The 20,296-nt window shown below is 43.7% G+C and carries 20 protein-coding genes and 1 riboswitch; all 20 genes read right to left on the bottom strand.

Annotation, left to right across the window (positions count from 1 at the left end; all coding sequences use genetic code 11):
- Positions 1-34 precede the first annotated feature (34 nt).
- Positions 35-181 carry a YezD family protein gene (locus tag NSU13_RS07530; protein WP_073205135.1) on the bottom strand — a complete coding sequence of 49 codons (147 nt, stop codon included), beginning with the start codon at positions 179-181 and terminating at the stop codon, positions 35-37.
- 74 nt (positions 182-255) lie between these two features.
- A riboswitch (SAM riboswitch) is annotated at positions 256-358 on the bottom strand.
- A 188-nt stretch (positions 359-546) separates the two neighbouring features.
- Positions 547-1,185, bottom strand: coding sequence for an orotate phosphoribosyltransferase (gene pyrE / locus NSU13_RS07525; protein ID WP_024424225.1), 639 nt, complete (start codon positions 1,183-1,185; stop codon positions 547-549).
- 7 nt (positions 1,186-1,192) lie between these two features.
- Complete coding sequence (gene pyrF, locus NSU13_RS07520) at positions 1,193-1,897, bottom strand: orotidine-5'-phosphate decarboxylase (protein ID WP_342489970.1); 705 nt, start codon at positions 1,895-1,897, stop codon at positions 1,193-1,195.
- Complete coding sequence (locus NSU13_RS07515) at positions 1,869-2,801, bottom strand: dihydroorotate dehydrogenase (RefSeq protein ID WP_046310885.1); 933 nt, start codon at positions 2,799-2,801, stop codon at positions 1,869-1,871. The genes pyrF and NSU13_RS07515 overlap by 29 nt, the downstream gene beginning before the upstream one ends.
- On the bottom strand, positions 2,795-3,571 hold the full coding sequence (locus NSU13_RS07510; RefSeq protein ID WP_061109817.1) for a dihydroorotate dehydrogenase electron transfer subunit: 777 nt from the start codon (positions 3,569-3,571) through the stop codon (positions 2,795-2,797). Before NSU13_RS07510 ends, NSU13_RS07515 begins: the two co-directional genes overlap by 7 nt.
- Positions 3,568-6,783 (bottom strand): carbamoyl-phosphate synthase (glutamine-hydrolyzing) large subunit, encoded by a 3,216-nt coding sequence (gene carB / locus NSU13_RS07505; RefSeq protein ID WP_342489969.1) that lies wholly within the window; start codon positions 6,781-6,783, stop codon positions 3,568-3,570. Before carB ends, NSU13_RS07510 begins: the two co-directional genes overlap by 4 nt.
- Positions 6,768-7,862, bottom strand: coding sequence for a carbamoyl phosphate synthase small subunit (locus NSU13_RS07500; RefSeq protein ID WP_024424230.1), 1,095 nt, complete (start codon positions 7,860-7,862; stop codon positions 6,768-6,770). Before NSU13_RS07500 ends, carB begins: the two co-directional genes overlap by 16 nt.
- A complete protein-coding gene (locus NSU13_RS07495; protein WP_061109815.1) occupies positions 7,859-9,145 on the bottom strand; it encodes a dihydroorotase in 1,287 nt (428 codons plus the stop codon). The genes NSU13_RS07500 and NSU13_RS07495 overlap by 4 nt, the downstream gene beginning before the upstream one ends.
- The gene (locus tag NSU13_RS07490) at positions 9,129-10,052 is read right to left on the bottom strand and encodes an aspartate carbamoyltransferase catalytic subunit (protein ID WP_342489968.1); all 924 of its coding nucleotides are present in this window, start codon (positions 10,050-10,052) and stop codon (positions 9,129-9,131) included. The genes NSU13_RS07495 and NSU13_RS07490 overlap by 17 nt, the downstream gene beginning before the upstream one ends.
- 130 nt (positions 10,053-10,182) lie before the next feature.
- The gene (locus tag NSU13_RS07485) at positions 10,183-11,511 is read right to left on the bottom strand and encodes a solute carrier family 23 protein (protein ID WP_025092549.1); all 1,329 of its coding nucleotides are present in this window, start codon (positions 11,509-11,511) and stop codon (positions 10,183-10,185) included.
- Positions 11,512-11,666: 155 nt separating this feature from the next.
- Entirely contained in the window at positions 11,667-12,209 is a 543-nt protein-coding gene (pyrR, locus tag NSU13_RS07480; protein ID WP_024424234.1) for a bifunctional pyr operon transcriptional regulator/uracil phosphoribosyltransferase PyrR, read from the bottom strand.
- Positions 12,210-12,379: 170 nt separating this feature from the next.
- A complete protein-coding gene (locus NSU13_RS07475) occupies positions 12,380-13,294 on the bottom strand; it encodes an RluA family pseudouridine synthase (protein WP_024426940.1) in 915 nt (304 codons plus the stop codon).
- Positions 13,291-13,758, bottom strand: coding sequence for a signal peptidase II (gene lspA / locus NSU13_RS07470; RefSeq protein WP_024424236.1), 468 nt, complete (start codon positions 13,756-13,758; stop codon positions 13,291-13,293). Before lspA ends, NSU13_RS07475 begins: the two co-directional genes overlap by 4 nt.
- A 94-nt stretch (positions 13,759-13,852) precedes the next feature.
- Positions 13,853-14,227: a hypothetical protein gene (locus NSU13_RS07465; RefSeq protein ID WP_024424237.1), complete on the bottom strand. Its 375-nt coding sequence runs from the start codon at positions 14,225-14,227 to the stop codon at positions 13,853-13,855.
- A 160-nt stretch (positions 14,228-14,387) separates the two neighbouring features.
- On the bottom strand, positions 14,388-17,153 hold the full coding sequence (gene ileS / locus NSU13_RS07460) for an isoleucine--tRNA ligase (protein WP_065214330.1): 2,766 nt from the start codon (positions 17,151-17,153) through the stop codon (positions 14,388-14,390).
- A gap of 354 nt (positions 17,154-17,507) precedes the next feature.
- The gene (locus NSU13_RS07455; RefSeq protein ID WP_008344947.1) at positions 17,508-18,002 is read right to left on the bottom strand and encodes a DivIVA domain-containing protein; all 495 of its coding nucleotides are present in this window, start codon (positions 18,000-18,002) and stop codon (positions 17,508-17,510) included.
- Between the two features lie 26 nt (positions 18,003-18,028).
- Positions 18,029-18,805, bottom strand: a complete 777-nt coding sequence (locus NSU13_RS07450; protein WP_024424239.1) for an RNA-binding protein — start codon at positions 18,803-18,805, stop codon at positions 18,029-18,031.
- A 53-nt stretch (positions 18,806-18,858) separates the two neighbouring features.
- The gene (locus NSU13_RS07445) at positions 18,859-19,140 is read right to left on the bottom strand and encodes a YggT family protein (protein ID WP_024424240.1); all 282 of its coding nucleotides are present in this window, start codon (positions 19,138-19,140) and stop codon (positions 18,859-18,861) included.
- A gap of 6 nt (positions 19,141-19,146) precedes the next feature.
- Positions 19,147-19,605 carry a cell division protein SepF gene (gene sepF / locus NSU13_RS07440; RefSeq protein ID WP_024424241.1) on the bottom strand — a complete coding sequence of 153 codons (459 nt, stop codon included), beginning with the start codon at positions 19,603-19,605 and terminating at the stop codon, positions 19,147-19,149.
- 1 nt (position 19,606) lies between these two features.
- Entirely contained in the window at positions 19,607-20,296 is a 690-nt protein-coding gene (locus NSU13_RS07435) for a YggS family pyridoxal phosphate-dependent enzyme (protein ID WP_041118124.1), read from the bottom strand.

The following is a 20,296-nucleotide window of genomic DNA, read 5'->3' as shown; positions in this document are numbered from 1 at the left end:
TTCCGGAGTACCGCTCATATTGCTAATTTCCGCACTACTTCAATCTAATTTTTTCGTTTTTTTCCACTTGAATCACTTGACCGTCCTGAACAATTAACGTAATTGAACCGAATTTCATATCCCCAATCAGTTCTTGCATATGCTTTACTAAGTCCTCATCCTGATTTTGTTTCACTTCCATCTCCTCTTCCTCCTCACCGTTAAAATAAAAAAACTTTCTTTCAGTCCGAAAGAAAGATGAGGAAGCTCACGATTTCCTTATCTTTCAAAATAGAATCATTTTGCAGGAAGTAGCACCTTGCGGATCGCAGGTTGCCGGGTTTCATCGGGCCAGTCCCTCCACCTCTCTGGATAAGAGTTTCAATTTGTCTTAAATATTAACACAATTCAAACAAAAGTCAACCCGACTTTATTGATAGGATTAGTTTTTATTAAAATTTGAGTCTATTTTACTATTTTTACCCAAATAAAAAAGCCGTGCGGGCAGGCACAGCTTTTGTTAACGATAGGCTAAAATGCTCTTCATTCTAGTCCTTTTTCTTCTTTTCAGACCGTTTCTTCCATCCAAGATTCAGAGGACGGATCCTGTCTCCAGCGTTTTAGTTTGTTCATCGCAGACGGCTCAATCGCTTTCAGTTCAAGTGCCACGTCTGTCAATGTGTCATAGTCTGTCAGGGTGACATACGGAATATTTTTTTCTTGAAAAGCGGCCGCTGCTTTTGGCAGTCCGTATGTGAAGATTGCGGCAACTCCTAGTACCTCGCAGCCCTCAGCTTGAAGAGCAGCGACCACTTCAAGCACACTGCCTCCTGTGGAAATAAGGTCTTCAACGACGACAACCTTTTGGCCTTTCGATACGGCCCCTTCAATTTGATTTCCTTTGCCGTGTGCTTTCGGCTTACTTCTGACATAACACATCGGGATGTTCAAGCGGTCTGCTGCTAATGCCGCATGCGGAATGCCTGCTGTTGCAGTACCCGCGACAACCTCTGCTCCCTTGAAATGAGTGAGAATCAAATCTTTTAGACCTTCCGCAATGTCGTGTCTGACTTCTGGATATGATAATGTCAGGCGGTTATCACAATAGATCGGTGATTTTATACCGCTCGCCCATGTAAACGGTTCGTCTGGTTTTAATGAGACCGCTTTGATTTGTAATAGATGTTTCGCGATTTTTGATTTCATCTGGCAGTCACTCCCACTCTTTCAAAATTTGATGATAGGCTTCTATTGGTTTATCCGCTTTTGTGATTGATCTTCCGACAACGATTTGTGAAACACCTTGCTCTTTTGCATAGGCAGGTGTCGCCACACGCTGTTGGTCGTCGGTTTGATCATTTGGTAAGCGAATTCCTGGCGTTACAGTGAGAAAAGAGGGTGAGATATGCTCATGAAGTGCTTTAGATTCATGAACAGAGCAAACAACCCCGTCCAGCCCACTTTCATATGCTAATTGTCCGTACCGGATAACAGTCTCTTGCAGCGGACGGTCAATGAGTAATTCTTTTCTCATCATGTCTTCTGACGTACTAGTCAGCTGGGTCACTGCAATAATGCCCGGGCGGCTTTGTCCAGCAGGAGTCCCGCTTTCAAGTCCCTCTAATGCAGCCTGCATCATTCGTTTCCCGCCAGCAGCATGCACATTGACCAAATCAACGCCAAGTGCGGAAAGCCGGTTCATCGCTTTTTGCACCGTTGTTGGAATGTCATGTAATTTTAAATCGAGAAAAATGCGGCAATTTTTTTCTTTCAGCTCATCAAGGATGGCAGGTCCTTCTTGGTAAAACAGCTCCATGCCGACCTTCACAAATAATGGTGTCCCTTCAAAGGGATCTAAAAAGGCAAGCGCCTCCTGCCCTGATGGAAAATCAAGCGCGATGATGGGCAAGTGCTTCATGTTTCCAGCTCCTTCCGATACATTCCTCTACAGATGAATAACCATATGCCGCTAACACATTTGGCAGCTCTTCAATGATTTCCGGGCAAATAAATGGATTCACAAAATTGGCTGTACCGACAGCTACTGCACTTGCACCTGCTAGTAAAAATTCAAGTACATCTTCAGCACTTTGCACTCCGCCCATCCCGATAATCGGAATAGAAACCGCTTGACTCACCTCATGCACCATGCGCACAGCGACAGGTTTGACAGCTGGTCCTGATAATCCGCCTGTTTTATTGGCAAGAATGGGTTTCCCCGTTTTTAAATCTAAACGCATCCCGATTAATGTGTTAATCATGGTGAGTCCATCCGCTCCAGCAGCTTCTATCGCTTGAGCAATCTCCACAATATTGGCTACGTTAGGTGACAGTTTGACATAGACAGGAACAGAAGAGACTTCCTTGACTGCTTTTGTTAATGACGCCGCCATATTTGGATCTGTACCAAAGGCGATCCCTCCTGTTTTAACATTTGGGCAAGAAATATTCAGTTCAAGGGCATGAACATTTTTGGCTTGACTGATTTGCTTGGCTACTTCAACATAATCTTCGACCTGTGAGCCAGCAACATTCGCAATAATAGGTGTATCAAACTGCTCGAGCCAAGGCAATTCATTTTCAAGCACGCCTTTTAGACCTGGGTTTTGAAGACCGATTGCATTGAGCATACCGGCTCCTGTCTCAGCTACCCTTGGAGTTGGGTTGCCAAATCTCGGTTCAAGGGTTGTGGCTTTGATCATGATACCGCCCAGTAATGATAGGTCATATAAGGATGCAAATTCTCTCCCAAATCCAAAGCAGCCTGATGCAGGGATAATTGGATTCTTTAAAGATAATCCCGGTAACTCAACGTTTAGCATGACAATGCCACCTCCTCTGCTTTAAAAACAGGTCCATCAAGACAGACTTTGACGTAAGGTTTGTCGAGCTGATCGGTATGACAGACACATGCAAAGCAGGCACCAATCCCGCAGCCCATTCGTTCTTCCATCGAAATGTAGACGGGCTTATCAGGATACGTGTCTTTCAGCGCTTTTAGCATAGGTGTTGGACCGCAGGAGAGCAGCACATCAAAGCTCAGGTTTTGCTCTTTTATCACATCTGTTACAAAGCCTTTAGCACCATATGTGCCATCAACCGTTGCAATAAACGTATCGCCGAGTGCTTGAAATTTCTCCTCGTAAAATACATCCTTTTTCGATTGAAAGCCGAGGACATGCTTTACGATGACGCCTTTTTTCGTTAAACGCTTGGACAGCTCATATAGAGGCGGTACGCCAATTCCGCCGCCGACTAGTAATGCCGTCTCTCCGGGCTTGACGACTGAAGGATCATACCCGTTTCCAAGCGGCCCTAATACATCAACTGTTTCTCCCTCCCGCTTTTGGGAGAGGAGCTTTGTGCCCTCTCCTTCTGCGCGGTAAATGATGGTTGCTTCTTTTTGCTCGGCATGAATGTTGGCAATACTGATCGGTCTTCTCAGCAGCGGTGTCATGGATTCACTGACCTTTAGATGAAGAAATTGTCCAGCCGTTTGAAAGGAGTCCACAAGGTCACCTTTTAATGTCATTTCGTAAATATGATCAGCGATCTCTCGGTTCGAGACGACCGTCAAGTATGCTTTTTTCATATCGTTACTGTCACCTCAGCATTCGTTTTCACTTCTGGCATTTCATCCGCTCTAAATGTCATGCTCTCAAGCACTCGTAAAATGGCTTCTGCTGTGTCTAGGGACGTTAAGCAGGCCACTCCGTTTTCAACAGATTCACGTCTAATTCTAAAGCCGTCTCTTGCCGGCTGTTTTCCTTTTGTTAATGTGTTGATCACGAATTGGGCTTCCCCGTTTCGAATGACATCGAGAAGATTTTTGCCTTCTTCTCCAATTTTGCCGACCACACTTGATGGAATGGAGGCTTGTTTTAAATAATTCGCCGTTCCTTCTGTTGCTAAAATATGATAGCCGATCGAATGGAATCTTCTTGCGATCTCAAGTCCTTCTTCTTTATCCTTATCAGCCACTGTCAGAAGAACTGCTCCGTCTTTAGGAATTTGAATGCCTGATGCAATCAATCCTTTATATAAGGCTTTTTCGATCGTGACATCTTTCCCCATGACTTCACCTGTTGATTTCATTTCAGGCCCGAGTGTAATATCCACTCTTCTTAATTTTGCAAAAGAGAAGACTGGAACTTTGACGTACACTCCTTCTTGCTCTGTGTGAAGCCCTTCTTCGTAGCCATAATTTTTGAGCTTGTCCCCCAAGATGACTTTTGTCGCAAGGTTTGCCATCGGGATGCCTGTAATTTTACTTAAGAAAGGAACCGTCCGGCTTGATCTCGGGTTCACTTCAAGTACATACACTTCACCTTTTGATAGGACAAATTGTATGTTCAAAAGCCCAATAATGTTGAGTCCTTTGGCAAGCTTGATCGTGTATTCTGCGATCTTCGCTTTGATGTCCTCAGACAATGTTTGCGGCGGATAGACCGCAATCGAGTCACCAGAGTGAACTCCGGCTCTTTCAATGTGTTCCATAATGCCTGGGATCACGACAGTTTCTCCATCAGACACGGCATCTACTTCAATTTCTTTTCCTGTCAAATACTTGTCAATTAACACCGGATGCTGCGGGTTGACCTTCACTGCATTCTCCATGTAGTGAAGAAGCTCAGCTTCTTGATACACAATTTCCATCGCGCGGCCGCCTAATACATAGGAAGGACGGACAAGGACTGGGTAGCCGATTTGATTGGCAATCGCTACAGCTTCAGGCACAGACGTTGCTGTTTTCCCTTTAGGCTGCGGCACACCGAGTGTTTCTAACGTTTGTTCAAACTTGTCCCGGTTTTCTGCGCGGTCTAGGTCTTCTAGAGAAGTTCCAAGAATTTCAACCCCTCTATTTGATAATTCGTCTGCTAGGTTGATCGCCGTTTGTCCGCCGAACTGAACAACGACTCCTTCAGGCTGTTCAAGGTCGATGATGTGCATGACATCTTCTACAGTGAGTGGTTCAAAGTAAAGCTTATCTGAAATACTAAAGTCTGTTGAGACCGTTTCAGGGTTGTTGTTAATAATGATCGCTTCATAGCCTGCTTGTTTAATTGCCCACACAGAGTGAACGGTCGCATAATCAAATTCAACTCCTTGTCCAATTCGGATAGGACCTGAACCTAATACGATGACGCTTTTCTTGTCAGTCCGTTCTGATTCATTTTCATCTTCATACGTGCTGTAGAAATATGGTGTCTCTGATTCAAATTCTGCTGCACATGTATCCACCATTTTGTATACAGGTACAATGCCTGCTTCTTGTCTTAGCTTGTAGACATCCGCTTCGTTCATATTCCACTCGCGGCTAATGTAGATATCTGAGAAGCCTTTTTCTTTTGCTTCTTTTAATACGTCTGTATTGCCTTTGTTTTCTTTTAATGTCTTCTCAAAGACGATAATGCCTTCCAGCTTATGAAGGAAGAAGTAATCAATTTTTGAGAATTCATGTATTTGTTCGACTGTATAGCCTCTTCTAAGTGCCTCAGCGATATAAAATAATCGTTCGTCTCCCGCTTTGATAATCCGCTTTTCAAGCACTTCATTTGTGATGTCTGCTTCATCTTTTAATTCAATGTGATGCACATCGGCTTCAAGTGAACGTACTGCCTTTAGAAGAGACTCTTCTAATGTACGGCCGATCGCCATGACTTCACCAGTTGCCTTCATTTGCGTACCAAGACGTCTGTTGGCAGATTCAAATTTATCGAACGGCCAGCGCGGTATTTTAGAAACGATATAGTCAAGTGCCGGCTCGAAGGCTGCATAGGTTTTACCTGTGACTGGGTTCATCATTTCATCAAGCGTTAAGCCGACAGCAATTTTCGCTGCCAATTTGGCAATTGGATAGCCTGTTGCTTTTGACGCAAGCGCAGAGGAACGGCTCACACGCGGGTTTACTTCGATGATATAGTATTGAAAGCTGTTTGGATCAAGTGCCAGCTGAACATTACAGCCGCCTTCAATGCCAAGTGCACGGATCAGCTTAAGCGACACATTTCGAAGCAGCTGATATTCTCGGTCACTTAACGTTTGGCTTGGTGCTACAACAATACTGTCACCTGTATGGATGCCGACAGGGTCAAAGTTTTCCATGTTACAAACAACGATTGCATGGTCACCGCTGTCTCGCATGACTTCATATTCAATTTCTTTAAAGCCGGCAATGCTTTTTTCAAGTAAGCATTGTGTGACTGGGCTAAGCTTCAGACCGTTTTCAACGATTTCCTTCAGTTCTTGCTCGTTTGTACAAATACCGCCGCCCGTTCCGCCTAATGTATAGGCTGGTCTGACAATGACAGGGAAACCGATTTGATCCGTGAACGCCATCGCTTCTTCAAGGTTATGAATGATTTCACTTTCTGGTACTGGCTCATTTAGTTCATTCATTAAATTACGGAATAAATCTCTATCCTCTGCTTTTTGGATGGCTGACAGCTTTGTACCGAGTACTTCAACGCCGCATTCAGCTAATACGCCAAGCTCTGATAATTCAACTGCAAGGTTTAATCCAGTTTGCCCGCCAAGCGTTGGTAAGATTGCATCAGGGCGTTCTTTTCGAATGATTCGTTTTAAAAATTCTGGTGTCAGTGGTTCGATGTATACCTTATCAGCCATTTCTGTATCTGTCATGATGGTTGCAGGGTTAGAGTTGACAAGAACGACTTCATAGCCCTCTTCTTTTAGCGCTAAGCAAGCCTGTGTGCCTGCATAGTCAAACTCCGCTGCCTGACCGATGATGATAGGACCTGATCCGATTACTAAAATCTTTTTGATGTCTACGCGTTTTGGCATACTTCTTCCCCTTCTTTCTCAGTCGTATGAATCATTTCCATGAACTGGTCAAATAAGTAGTTTGCATCTTCTGGACCCGGTGATGCTTCTGGGTGGTACTGAACAGTGAATGCTGGTGCTTCTTTATGTTTTAATCCTTCAATCGTATTGTCGTTTAGGGCAATATGTGTGACTTCGAGCACGTCTTCGTTAATACTGCTAACCGTGTAGCCGTGGTTTTGAGACGTCAGTGTCACCTTGCCAGTTGCTAGTTCTTTCACCGGATGGTTTGATCCTCTGTGGCCAAATTTCATTTTTTCTGTGCTTGCACCACACGCTAGAGCAAATAATTGATGTCCGAGGCAAATTCCAAAGAGCGGCACCTTTCCAATCAATTGCTGAATCATCTCAACGGCTTCCGGTACATCCACGGGATCTCCAGGTCCGTTTGAAAGCATGATGCCATCAGGCTTTAGCTGCAGCACTTCATCTGCAGTGATATTGTATGGCACCACAATGACGTCGCAGTCACGTTTATTGAGCTCGCGCAAAATACCGTGCTTCATGCCGAAATCGACAAGGACAATTCTTTTTCCTCTGCCTGGGCTTGGGTACGCATTTTTCACAGATACTTGACTCACTTGATCTGTTGGCAGCTGCAATGTTTGAAGGCGGCGGACAACGTCTTCTACTTGTTCATCAGGTCCTGCAAATGCCCCTCTTAAAGTGCCTGCACTTCGAATCATTCGAGTCAGCTTCCGTGTATCGATTCCGCTCAGCCCCGGAATGTTTTTCATTTTTAAATATTCATCGAGTGAATATGAAGAGCGCCAGTTTGAGGGCTTTTCACAAAGCTCTTTCACAATCAGCCCTTTCACAAACGGTGTGATCGATTCAAAATCATCACGGTTAATGCCATAGTTGCCGATAAGCGGGTAAGTCAGTGTGACAATTTGTCCGCAGTATGATGGATCAGATAAAATTTCTTGATAGCCCGTCATCCCTGTATTAAAGACGACTTCTCCGACTGATGGTTCTAAGCTGCCAAAGCCTGTTCCTTCAAATACTGTTCCGTTTTCTAGCACTAAACGTCTCTTCATTTTACTAGTCTCCCCTCTTCATAAACGACTTTCCCAGATGCAAGTGTCATGACCGGCCATCCTGATACAGTCAATTTGTCAAACGGTGTATTTTGCCCTTTAGATAAGAAGCTTGTTTTATCGATTGCCATTTCTTTGTTTAAATCAATAAGTGTGATATCAGCTATGTGCCCTTCTTCAAGCTTTCCGTATGGAAGGGAAAATGCTTCTGCTGGTTTGATTGTCATATAATCAACGAGTTCTTTTAATGTCCATTCGCCTGTTTTGACAAATCGTGTATACAGAAGCGGGAACGCTGTTTCAAGTCCCACAATTCCAAACGGGGCACGCTGCATGGTTTCGTTCTTTTCTTCTTCTGTATGCGGCGCATGGTCTGTTGCGATGAAATCAATCGTTCCATCTAACAGTCCCTCGATCAATGCCTCGCGATCTTCTTTTCCTCTGAGCGGCGGGTTCATTTTATAATTTGTATCAAGACCTGGAATGTCCGTATCACACAACAGCAGGTGATGCGGTGACACCTCAGCCGTCACACGGATGCCTGCTTTTTTTGCATCGCGTACGACCCGCACAGATTCTTTCGTACTGATATGACATACATGATAATGACAGTTCGCCGCTTCTGCTAAAAGAACATCTCTTGCAATATGCACCGATTCACAAATGGACGGTATTCCGTGTAACCCATTTGCTTTTGAAAATTCTCCTTCATGAACGCACCCGCCGTAAATGAGCGAGTTATCTTCACAGTGCGCCACAATCGCTTGATCAAGACTTGCTGCCTGTTTCATCGCTTCGTACATCATGCCTGCTGTTTGGATGCCGACACCGTCATCTGTAAAAGCAAAGGCACCTGCTTCTTTTAGTGCTGCAAAATCCGTCATCTCTTCCCCAATTTGCCTCGTTGTGATGGAGGCGTATGGCAGCACTCTCACAGATGAGGTCTCTTCGATTCGATTCATCAGCCATTCCATTTGCTCTTTTGTATCTGGAACCGGCCTTGTATTCGGCATCGCTGCAATCGTCGTATATCCGCCTCTTGCGGCTGCTTTAGAGCCTGTTTCAATCGTTTCCTTTTTCTCTCCGCCCGGCTCTCTTAAATGCACATGCAGATCGATCAAGCCTGGTGACACAAATAGCCCTGCTGCATCAATAACCTCTTCTCCGTCTTCTCTTTCTAGGTGACCAATCGCTTGAATCACTTTTCCTTTTACCCTAATATCCTGCTGCACTCTTTCACCTGTGCTTGTTAAGATAAAACCGTTTTTAATGAGATATGACATAGACAGAATCTCTCCCTTTTTGATGTAGTGTGCTATTTTGAAAAGCTCTTTTTAATACGGCCATTCGGATATAAACACCATTTTCCATTTGTTTGAAAATCCTTGACTGCTTGGACTCTAGTAATGAATCATCTATTTCAACACCTCTGTTTACTGGTGCTGGATGCATAATAATCGCGCGTTCTTTCATTTTGTTTGCTCTGTCTACTGTTAATCCATAAGTTGATAAGTAATCTTCACTGCCCATTTTTTCAGCGTGCCGTTCATGCTGGATTCTAAGCAGCATCACCACATCAGATTGTGCGATGGCTTCATCTACTTGGGCATACGTTCCGTGAGGGTTTTGTTCATCCTGGAAGGAAGCAGGTCCTGAAAAGAGGACTGTCGCTCCCAGCCTCGTTAAAACCTCAGCATTTGATCTTGCCACCCTGCTATGTTTGATGTCTCCATGAATCGAAATCGTTAAGCCTTCAAAGCCGCCAAACTCTTCAAAGATGGTCATGAGGTCAAGCAGTGATTGGGTTGGATGCTGCCCGCAGCCATCTCCTGCATTGATGATGGGAATTCCAACCTTCCCAATCAGCTCGTTATAATATTCATCGGTGCTGTCTCTGATCACACATGCCTTTACTCCGATCGATTCGAGTGTTTTTACCGTATCGTAAAGTGTTTCGCCCTTTTGAACGGAGGTGCTAGCCGCATCTAAGCTCAGGACATTCATCCCAAGTTTCTTCTCGGCTACTTCGAAGCTAAAACGTGTTCTTGTGCTTGGTTCAAAGAAGAGGTTTGCCACAAATTCTCCGGCTAATCCATGTTCTTGTTTCCCCTTTTTGAGTGCAGCTGCTTCTTCAATCAGCTGTAAAATCTCTTCTTTTGATAAGCTGCTCATTGTCGATAAATCATTCATTTTTTCTTCCCCCTCTAGTTTTTCATCACTTTCAGGTTCAAAAAAACCCTAAGCCTCGGCAGCTTAGGGTTCTCCAAAAGAAGCAGCGGCACTTTCGTGCATTCTGCTCCATTTAGAACCCTTGTCAGCCTCACTGGACTTCTTTTAAAAGGTTTTCTGTATTTGATTCATTTGAGTTGTCATCTTCTGCTTTTTGATGCGGTAGGATCAGATTTAACAGGACACCCGTAATCGCAGCAAGTGCCATTCCAGATAGGGTGAGATTGATTTGTTTCACCTCAATGAATGCCCCGCCAATCCCAATGACTAGGATGACTGATGCGATAATGAGATTACGCTTTTCTTCAAAATTCACTTTATGATCAATCAGAATTCTCAGGCCGCTTGAAGCAATGATTCCAAAGAGCAGAAACGAAACGCCTCCCATCACCGCGGACGGCACTGTACTGATTAATGCTGATATTTTTCCTACAAAACCGAAGCAGATCGCAAACACCGCTGCTCCGCCGATGACGAAGATACTGAACACTCTTGTGATGGCAAGTACGCCAATGTTCTCTCCATAAGTTGTTGTTGGCGGTCCGCCAATAAGTGAAGCGAAGATCGTTGCCGCACTGTCTCCTAAAATGGAGCGGTGAAGACCTGGTTTTTTAATAAAATCTTGTCCTACGACCTTACTTAACACCACTTGGTGGCCGATATGCTCAGACATTGTGACAAAGGCAACCGGCACCATCACCGTGAGAATGCTTAATGTCACAGCAGGTGTATAGTCGACAAATGGCACGACGAAGTCTGGTACAGCAAACCATTTTGCGTCAATGACCGGCTGGAAGTTCACGATGCCTTGTGTTAAGGCAAAGAGATAGCCGCTGATGATGCCGATTAATACTGGGATTAAGCTAAGGAATCCTCTTAGGAAAATCATACTAATAATGGTCACAGCCAGTGTGAAGCCAGCAACCATTAAGTGCTTGAGGCTGTAAACTAGCTCGGTGGCATTCGGATCAACATACATCGCCATGTTGACTGCTGTTCCAGCGAGTCCGAGTCCGATGACCATAATAACTGGTCCTACGACAACCGGCGGCAGAAGCTTCATCAGCCAGCCTGTGCCGAGCCATTTAATGAACAGGGCGATGAGTGCATAAGCGACACCCGCCATGAAGGCGCCAACCATTGCGGCTCCAGGGCCGCCCGTTGCTTTAACATTCAGTATGGGGGCGATGAAGGCAAAGGACGATCCAAGATACGCCGGAATCTGTCCTCTTGTGATAATTAAGTAAACAATCGTTCCCACACCGCTTGAGATGAGCGCGACGGCTGGACTCATATCAATGATTTTTGGTACAAGAATGGTCGCACCAAACATCGCAAACAAATGCTGAAGGCTAAGTGACAGCCATGTGAATGGTTTTGGGATATCTCGAATGCCTAAATTGGCTTTTTGCTGACTCATGATTTTCCTCCTAGATGTGTCCTTTTTCATTAAAAAAGCCTCTTTGCGAGTATGCGCAAAGAGGCCTAGATAAACCAGACACGTCATGTTAGCCGTGTGCACGGTGTCTCTGTTATTGCCCTCTTTGCAAACTCACTGGAATGCATTTAAAAAGGTTATTTTTCATATATAGCGACAAGGTCGTTCTGATCTACTTCATTGAGCTGAACCATGACTGTCTCTGCTTTTGAAGTCGGAATGTTTTTCCCGATATAATCCGCTCGAATCGGCAGCTCCCGGTGTCCCCGGTCAACGAGCACAGCCAGCTGAATGGAAGATGGTCTTCCTACATCCACAAGGGCATCCATAGCGGCTCTGACGGTTCTGCCTGTAAACAGGACATCGTCAACAACAATAAGTGTTTTGTCATTAATGTCAGCTGGTATGTCTGCACCCTTTACAAGCGGGTCTTGGTTGTCTGTCTTTTTTGTCAGGTCATCACGGTATAGCGTAATATCAAGTTCACCTACAGTGACTGGATTCCCTTCAATTTGCTCGATGCGCTCTGCAAGGCGCTTTGCAAGATGTATGCCTCTTGTCTTGATCCCGGCAAGGATGACATCCTTCATCCCTTTGTTGCGCTCAATCATTTCATGTGCAATTCGGGTAAGCGCTCGTCTGATCGCTTGTTCATCAAGAATGACTGCTTTTTGTTCCATCTATTACACCTCTTTTTGACAAATAAAAAGCCCCTTCTGCAAAGGGCAGAGAGGGGCGTTCATTTGTGCATACGCGTGCACAAATTGATCCGTTATCCTTCTCAGCCTCTCTGGACTGTTTTAAAGAATCTCAATTTCTTTGTTTATTATTTCAGAAAAAGCACGTCCTGTCAATCGTTATTTCTTAATGAATCGATAAAAGCCTGCATATCAGCTGGAATTGGTGCTGTAAACTCGATATATTCTCCTGTTCTAGGATGATCAAATCCTAAAACACCTGCATGCAGCAGCTGTCCATTAAAATCGACTGTTTTTCTCGGCCCATATTTCGGATCTCCTGCAAGAGGGTAGCCGATATATTTCATATGAACACGAATTTGGTGTGTTCTTCCTGTTTCAAGACGGCATTCGACAACCGTGAAGTCTTTAAAGCGTTCAATCACATCAAAGTGAGTAACGGCTTGTTTTGCATTTTCTTTTGTGACCGTCATGCTTTGACGGTCTTTTTTGTCTCTGCCAATTGGTGCATCAATTGTGCCTGTATCATGCTGGATAATACCGTGGACAACAGCCGTATACTTTCTTGTAACAGTTTTAGCCACCAGCTGATTGACGAGTGACTCATGTGCCATATCGTTTTTCGCGACCATTAACAGCCCAGACGTATCTTTATCAATTCGGTGGACAATTCCAGGACGCATCACACCGTTAATCCCTGATAAGTCTTTGCAATGTGCCATCAGTCCATTTACAAGTGTTCCTGACACATGACCCGGCGCTGGATGAACGACCATTCCTCGTGGTTTATTTACGACTAACACATCTGCATCCTCATAATAAATATCAAGATCCATTGGTTCTGCTTCTACATCTAGCGCTTCCGGATCTGGAATCTCCACTTTGATTTGATCCCCAGCTTGTACTTTGTAATTGGCCTTTACTTGTTTCCCGTTTACTTCGATCAGCCCATCTTTTACCCATTGCTGGACTTGGGTTCTTGACCATTCTGGTTCTGTCGTGCTTAGAAATTTATCTAGCCGTTCACTCGTTTGTTCTTCTGAAACGGCAATATTTACTTGATTCATGTAGTTGACTCCTTATTTTTCTTTCCATCTAACAGCATTTGAATGAAGAGCAGAATAACCCCTACACAAAGAGAAGAATCTGCAATATTAAAGATTGGGTAGTGATAATCCCCAAATACGAAATGAGCAAAATCAACCACTTCCTGACGGAAAATACGGTCAATAAAGTTGCCGATCGCTCCGCCAAGCATTAAGGCCAGCGCTACTCCCAGCAGCTTGTCCTTTTGTCCATGTTTTTGTAAGTAATAAACAATTCCCGCAATAACAACGAGTGTGATCACATAGAAAAACCACATTTGCCCTTGGAGAATTCCCCATGCGGCTCCTGAATTTCGGTGAGACGTGATATAAAAGAATCCATCAATGACTGGAACAGAATCACCGAGCATCATATTTTTGACAATGAGCCATTTTGTTAATTGGTCTAAACAAATGATAACGAATGCGATTATGTAATAGAACACACACGTTCCTCCATCTTCATACTTTGATCTTTAAGCATTTTATCAAGAAAACAGGAAGGAGTAAAGAAACTTTAGTTGACAGACAAAAACCTCCCTACATGTGGAAGGCTTCAAAATGAGAATCATTCGATTCGTAAGGATAAGGAGTGAATGCTTTTTTCTCGTATTGCTTATGATATAAAAAGTCGTCAGCCGTGCGGGCGGTAGGAAGAATGCTCATTTGTTCAAGCGGAATTACATCTCCTGTTGCCTCACATATGCCATAGGTTCCTTGTTCAATTTTTGCAATAGCGAGAGACACATCTTGTAGCTCTTCTTTGATGTGATAAAGAAGCGTGGTCGTTTTGACCTCATTCAATGTGACATGCTCAGCGGGTGAACGAAATGATGCGTATTCAAACAGTTTAGATTGCAGCTCTTCTTTCATTTGAAGGAGTTCCGTGTAAATCGTCTCTAGATCGCCATTCATGTCGCTATTTCAACTCCTGCCCTGTCGTGATAATCATATTGTTGCCCCGACTGGTCACTTTAAAGCCATAAGATTTTTCCTTTCGTTCTAAACGCTGTCATTTTCTCATAAAAGAAAACGCCCCGCATATGACGGGGCGCCAGCTTGTGATATCGCACTGTTAATTCTGGTAATATTTCTCCACGATTTCAGCATTTTTCAGCGACAATGTTGGGTATTTCGGATTTGCCCCAACGTCTTTTGAAATAATGCGGGAACGCTCGCACAGTTCTCCTTCTGCTTTTTGAACCACAATTCGTCCTGATGCATATTCAGGCGCTGATGTATCTGCATGCTGCTCATCTTCTACCGTTAATTCAGAGATGATAAAGAGCTGCTTCACATCTTCTTTAATGGATGCAAGAAGGTTTTTCACTTCATCTGTCGCATAAAGCGTCACACTTGCTTCAAGTGAACGTCCGATGACTTTCTCATTACGCGCAATCTCCAGCGCTTTTAGCACATCGTCACGTACCTCCATAAAGCGGTCAAACTTCGTTTCTGTCGCTTCAGCTTGAGGAACTAGCACACCTTCTGGCATATCTGTTAACTGAACACTTGGCTCTTCAACAAAGCTTAAGTGGCTCCATAATTCATCTGCGGTATGCGGAAGAATTGGTGCAGTCAGCTTCACTAAAGCCATTAATGTTTCGTAGAAGACCGTCTGCATGCTGCGGCGGTCTGGATGATCGGCATGCTCAATGTAGACGACGTCCTTTGCAAAATCGAGATAGAAAGAGCTGAGCTCAATCGTACAGAAATTGTGAATCGCATGATAGACGACCGCAAATTCGTAATCATCATAAGCTTTTTTCACTTTATCAATCAATTTGTTTAATTTGATCATGATGTATTGATCCACTTCGCGAAGCTCTTCTACTGGCACGGCATTAACTGCTGGGTCAAAGTCAAATAAGTTTCCATGCAGGAAGCGGAAGGTGTTACGGATCTTACGATAGACTTCTGCTACTTGTTTCAAAATATCATCAGACACTGGATGATCGGCTTGATAGTTGACAGAAGATACCCAAAGTCTAAGAATTTCTGCACCAAGCTGCTTCGCGACCTTCGTTGGATCAATCGTATTGCCTAATGATTTACTCATCTTACGTCCTTCTTTATCAAGCGTAAAGCCGTGGCTTAGGACCCCTTTATATGGTGCTTTTCCAGTAACAGCAACTGCTGTTGATAAAGAGGAGTTAAACCAGCCGCGATATTGATCAGAGCCTTCAAGATAAAGATCTGCCGGACGGACTAGGTCATCCCTTTCTTCTAAAACAGCTTGGTGAGAAGACCCGGAATCAAACCATACATCCATGATGTCCTGCTCTTTTGTGAATTCACCATTCGGGCTGCCTGGATGTGTAAAGCCTTCTGGCAATAGCTCTTTTGCTTCTTTTTCAAACCAAATATTCGAGCCATGCTCTCTAAATAATTGAGATACATGCTGAATGGTTTCGTCCGTGATGATCGGCTCACCATTTTCCGCATAAAAGACTGGAATTGGAACGCCCCATACACGCTGTCTTGAAATACACCAGTCACCTCTGTCACGCACCATATTGAACAGGCGTGTTTCTCCCCATGCTGGAACCCATTTCGTTTCTTTAATATTGTCTAATAACGCTTCTCTAAAATCTTTAATGGATGCAAACCACTGAGCTGTCGCACGATAAATCGTTGGTTTTTTCGTTCTCCAGTCATGCGGGTAGGAGTGTGTGATAAAGTCGAGCTTTTTCAGCGCACCTTTTGCTTCAAGCTGTTCTGTGATGGCTTTATTGGCATCCTCGTAGAATAGTCCTTCAAAACCAGGCGCCTCATCTGTCATCACACCTTTTTCATCCACTGGACAGAGCACATCAAGACCGTATTTCATACCGACAATAAAGTCATCTTCCCCGTGGCCTGGTGCTGTGTGAACACAGCCTGTTCCCGCATCAGTTGTCACGTGGTCACCAAGCATCACAAGAGAATCTCTACCATAAATCGGATGCTCTGCAACGACGTTATCTAATTCTTTTCCTTTTAATGTTTTCACGACTTCATACTCTTCAAAGCCAAGCGTTTTTGCCACTTGTTCAACGAGCTCAGATGCGACAACATATCGCTCAGCACCTACTTGAAGAACACTGTACTCTAAGTTTGGATGAACACAAATGCCAAGGTTTGCAGGAAGCGTCCAAGGTGTTGTTGTCCAGATAATGAATTGTTCGCCGTTTTCAAGAACGCCTTTGCCATCTTTTACTTTAAACGAAACGTAAATCGATGGTGAACGTTTGTCTTTATATTCAATTTCCGCTTCAGCGAGGGCTGATTCACTTGAAGGAGACCAGTTAACAGGCTTTAATCCTTTATAGATATAGCCTCTCTTCGCCATTTCACCAAAGACAAGAATTTGCTGCGCTTCGTATTCAGGCTTTAATGTGACATATGGATTGTCCCAGTCTGCTCTGACGCCTAATCGCTTAAACTGGCTGCGCTGACCTTCAATTTGCTTCCAAGCATACTCCTCGCATAGTTTGCGGAATTCTGCTGTAGACATTTCTTTGCGTTTTACTTTTTTATTTTTAGTGAGAGCTGTTTCAATTGGCAACCCGTGTGTATCCCAGCCCGGTACGTACGGTGCATGGTACCCGTTCATTGATTTAAAACGGACGATAAAATCTTTTAGGATTTTATTGAGTGCATGCCCCATATGAATGTCACCATTCGCATATGGAGGTCCATCATGCAAAATAAACGTCGGGCGTCCTTTAGTCCGCTCTAAAACCATTTGATAGATGTCTTTCTCTGCCCATTCCTCTTGGATTTCAGGCTCTTTGTTCGGCAAGTTCCCTCTCATCGGGAATTCTGTTTTCGGCATTAATAAGGTGTCTTTGTAGTTCATACCCATTCCTCCACATGCAAATTCTGATTAAAAAACAATAAAAAAAGCCCTCTCATCCCATAAGGGACGAGAAGGCTTGTCTCGCGGTACCACCCTTTTAGACAAGCGATATGAAAGAGCCGCTTATCCACTCAAAAATCGTAACGTGATCAGACGCCTTTTCTTACTGGTTTTTCAGAAAAGGAACTAAAGGGGTGATCTCATTGCAGCGTCTCGTAATGTCAGGCTTCCACCATCCCTGATTCGCTTTATTACGCATGTGACAGCTGCGAGTGTCCCTTTCAAACGTTTATCTCTTGTTAATTTATGATGGTATTATATGCAACATGAGCACGTCATGTCAAGATGATGCGCTTATTCTTTTTCGTCAAAGACAGCGTCTACTTCATATTCCAGTAAATGATCCCAATCGTCATTTTTCAGAAGATCAAGCTGCGCTTCGATGAGCATTTGGAAGCGAGTTCTAAAGACCTTCGACTGTTTCTTCAGCTCTTCGATTTCCATTGCAATCTTTCTTGATTTTGACAGCGCTTCGTTGATAATACGGTCTGCATTTTTCTCTGCTTCACGAATAATCAATTTTGCTTCTTTATCAGAATGACGCTTTACGTCTTCCGCTGCTTCCTGCGCCACAAGAATCGATTTGTTTAATGTCTCTTCAATTGTTGCAAAATGACCTAGTCTTTCGTCAAGCTCGTTTACTTTGTCTTCAAGCTCGTTCTTTTTACGAAGTACGATCTCGTAGTCTTTACGTACTTGGCTTAAAAACTCGTTTACTTCGTCTTCGTCATAGCCGCGAAAGCTTTTTGTGAACGTTTTATTATGAATATCATTAGGTGTTAATGGCAACCTCGCCACCTCCAGATTCAAGTTCGTTATGTCAGAAGCTCAAATGTTACTTTGAATTTATCTTTTTTGGTCTTCCCATCAATCGTTTTGAGGCTAAAGCGGCCAAATCCCCGAACAGAGAGCTGATCGCCTTCACCGATTGTAAAGGAAGGGTCCTCAGTGACTTTCCAATTGACTTTGACAAGCCCATTTTTGACTAAAAGCTGTGCTTTTTGCCGAGACTGACGGCTGACAGCAGCGCATACAGCATCCAGCCGAAGTGAAGAAATGGTATCTTCTTTGATATCAGTCTTCGTGATCACTGGCTTTATTTCTGCCTGCGTGATTTCCTCTAATGAAACGGCTGCTCTGCCGACATGTGTCAGCTGCGCCCGCACAAAATCGGCGACATCACTTGTACAAATAAATTGCACATCTTCCTCTGAAAATAATAGATCTCCGAATTTTTGACGCTTCAAGCCTGTCCCGATCAATGAGCCGAGAAGCTTCGGGTGTTCTAAGGAAATAAACTTTTTCGCATAGTTCACCTGAAAATATGACAGCTCAACATCTTGAATAGAAGGTTCTAAATAATCAGGATAAATGAGAGCTCTTTTGCGCTCCGCTCCCTCATACCCGCCAAAAAACATGATCCCAAGTTCTTCGCCATGCTGGATGACGGATTCAGTAATAAATTGCTCACGCGGATCAAGAAAATCTGTTAATTTCATTCGATATTGGTCGAGTGCGATTTTTTTCCAGCCTAACACTTGGTCAACAAATGGCTGTTCGTCTTTTCTAAAATGCTGATAGATATCGCTCATTTTGTTCCCCTCTTATGTAAAAGAGCCTGGCAGTGCCAAGCCCGGCAGCCTGTTTACATGAAGCGCACAATCATATTGTAAAGACCAGTTAGTCCATATGATGATGCAAAACGAATCACAAGCAATGCCACAATCGGCGAGATGTCAATCATGCCGATTGGCGGAATAATTTTACGAAATGGTTCTAAATACGGTTCGCAAATATTTGTCAGAAAACGGCCAAACACAGTTTCTCTTGCAGATGGCACCCATGACATAAAGATGTAAATAATAATCGCGAATGAGTAAATCGTTAATACCGTTCCTAAAATATTAAAAATGAAATTTAGAATCACTATGATTTACCACCTCTGAGGTTCTTCCTCTGTCAATAGCTCTGATATTGTGCCAGATACATCTACATTATCAGGTGTGCAGAGGAATATATTCGAGCCAATACGCTGGATGTCTCCACCGATTGCATAAACGGTTCCGCTTAAGAAGTCAATGATTCGCTTTGCTTGATCATGCTGAATGCGCTGCAAATTCACGACGACTGCACGTCTGTTTTTAATATGGTCTGCAATCTCCTGCGCTTCTGCATAAACACGCGGCTCACTTAACACCACTTTAGAGGATTTTTGCACGCTTTGCAAGCTGACAACATTTTGTTTTCCTGTCTGCGGACGATCTTGAAATGCTGCTTTGTCCTTCGTTCCTTTTTCTTCTTGAACGGGTTCTCTTTCTTCATCAATATATTCGTACTCATACTCTTCATCATCGAGAGTGAAAAAGCTTTTAAACTTATTTTTTATGCTCATGTCACGCACCTCCTGTTTCATTTCCAACAAGTGAAGAGCCAATCCGAACGAATGTCGCACCTTCTTCAATTGCGATTTCAAAATCATTTGACATGCCCATCGATAAATGCTGACAAGGTGCATTTACTTGGTTAAGATGTTTTACTTCTTCTCGAAGGTTTTTTAATGTTTTAAAACAGTTTCGAATCACAGTGTGATCATCTGTAAATGGAGCCATCGTCATCAGTCCTGCAATTTCAATCTGTTTGAAATCAGCGAGCTGCTTCACAAATGGAATGACGTCTTCACTTTTCAAGCCGTGTTTTGACTCCTCAAGTGACGTGTTCACTTGTACAAAACAGCGAACTGTGTGATCCGCTCTTTTTTCAATTTCATTCGCAAGAGACATCCTGTCGAGCGAATGTAAGTAGTCAATTGTCTGAATGACAGATTTCACTTTACGTGTTTGTAAACTGCCGATGAAGTGCCAGCTAATGTTTTCATCGGTTATGGCCGCCTGCTTTTCAAGTAACCCTTGGTCACGATTTTCACCAAAATGCATAATTCCTGCTTCTTTGGCTTCTTGTGCTCGTTCAATTGAGACATACTTTGTCACAGCAACGACCGATACATCTGCTGGATGTCTACCGGCTCTTTTACATGCTTCGTTTATTTGTTCATTTATTTGTCTGAGATTCTCTCGTACATTCAA

Source organism: Bacillus sp. FSL M8-0049 (assembly GCF_038593355.1).
GTDB classification, from domain to species: Bacteria; Bacillota; Bacilli; order Bacillales; family Bacillaceae; genus Bacillus; species Bacillus safensis.
The sequence above is the reverse complement of the archived record's forward strand: the minus strand, read 5'-3'. Positions and strand labels throughout refer to the sequence as shown.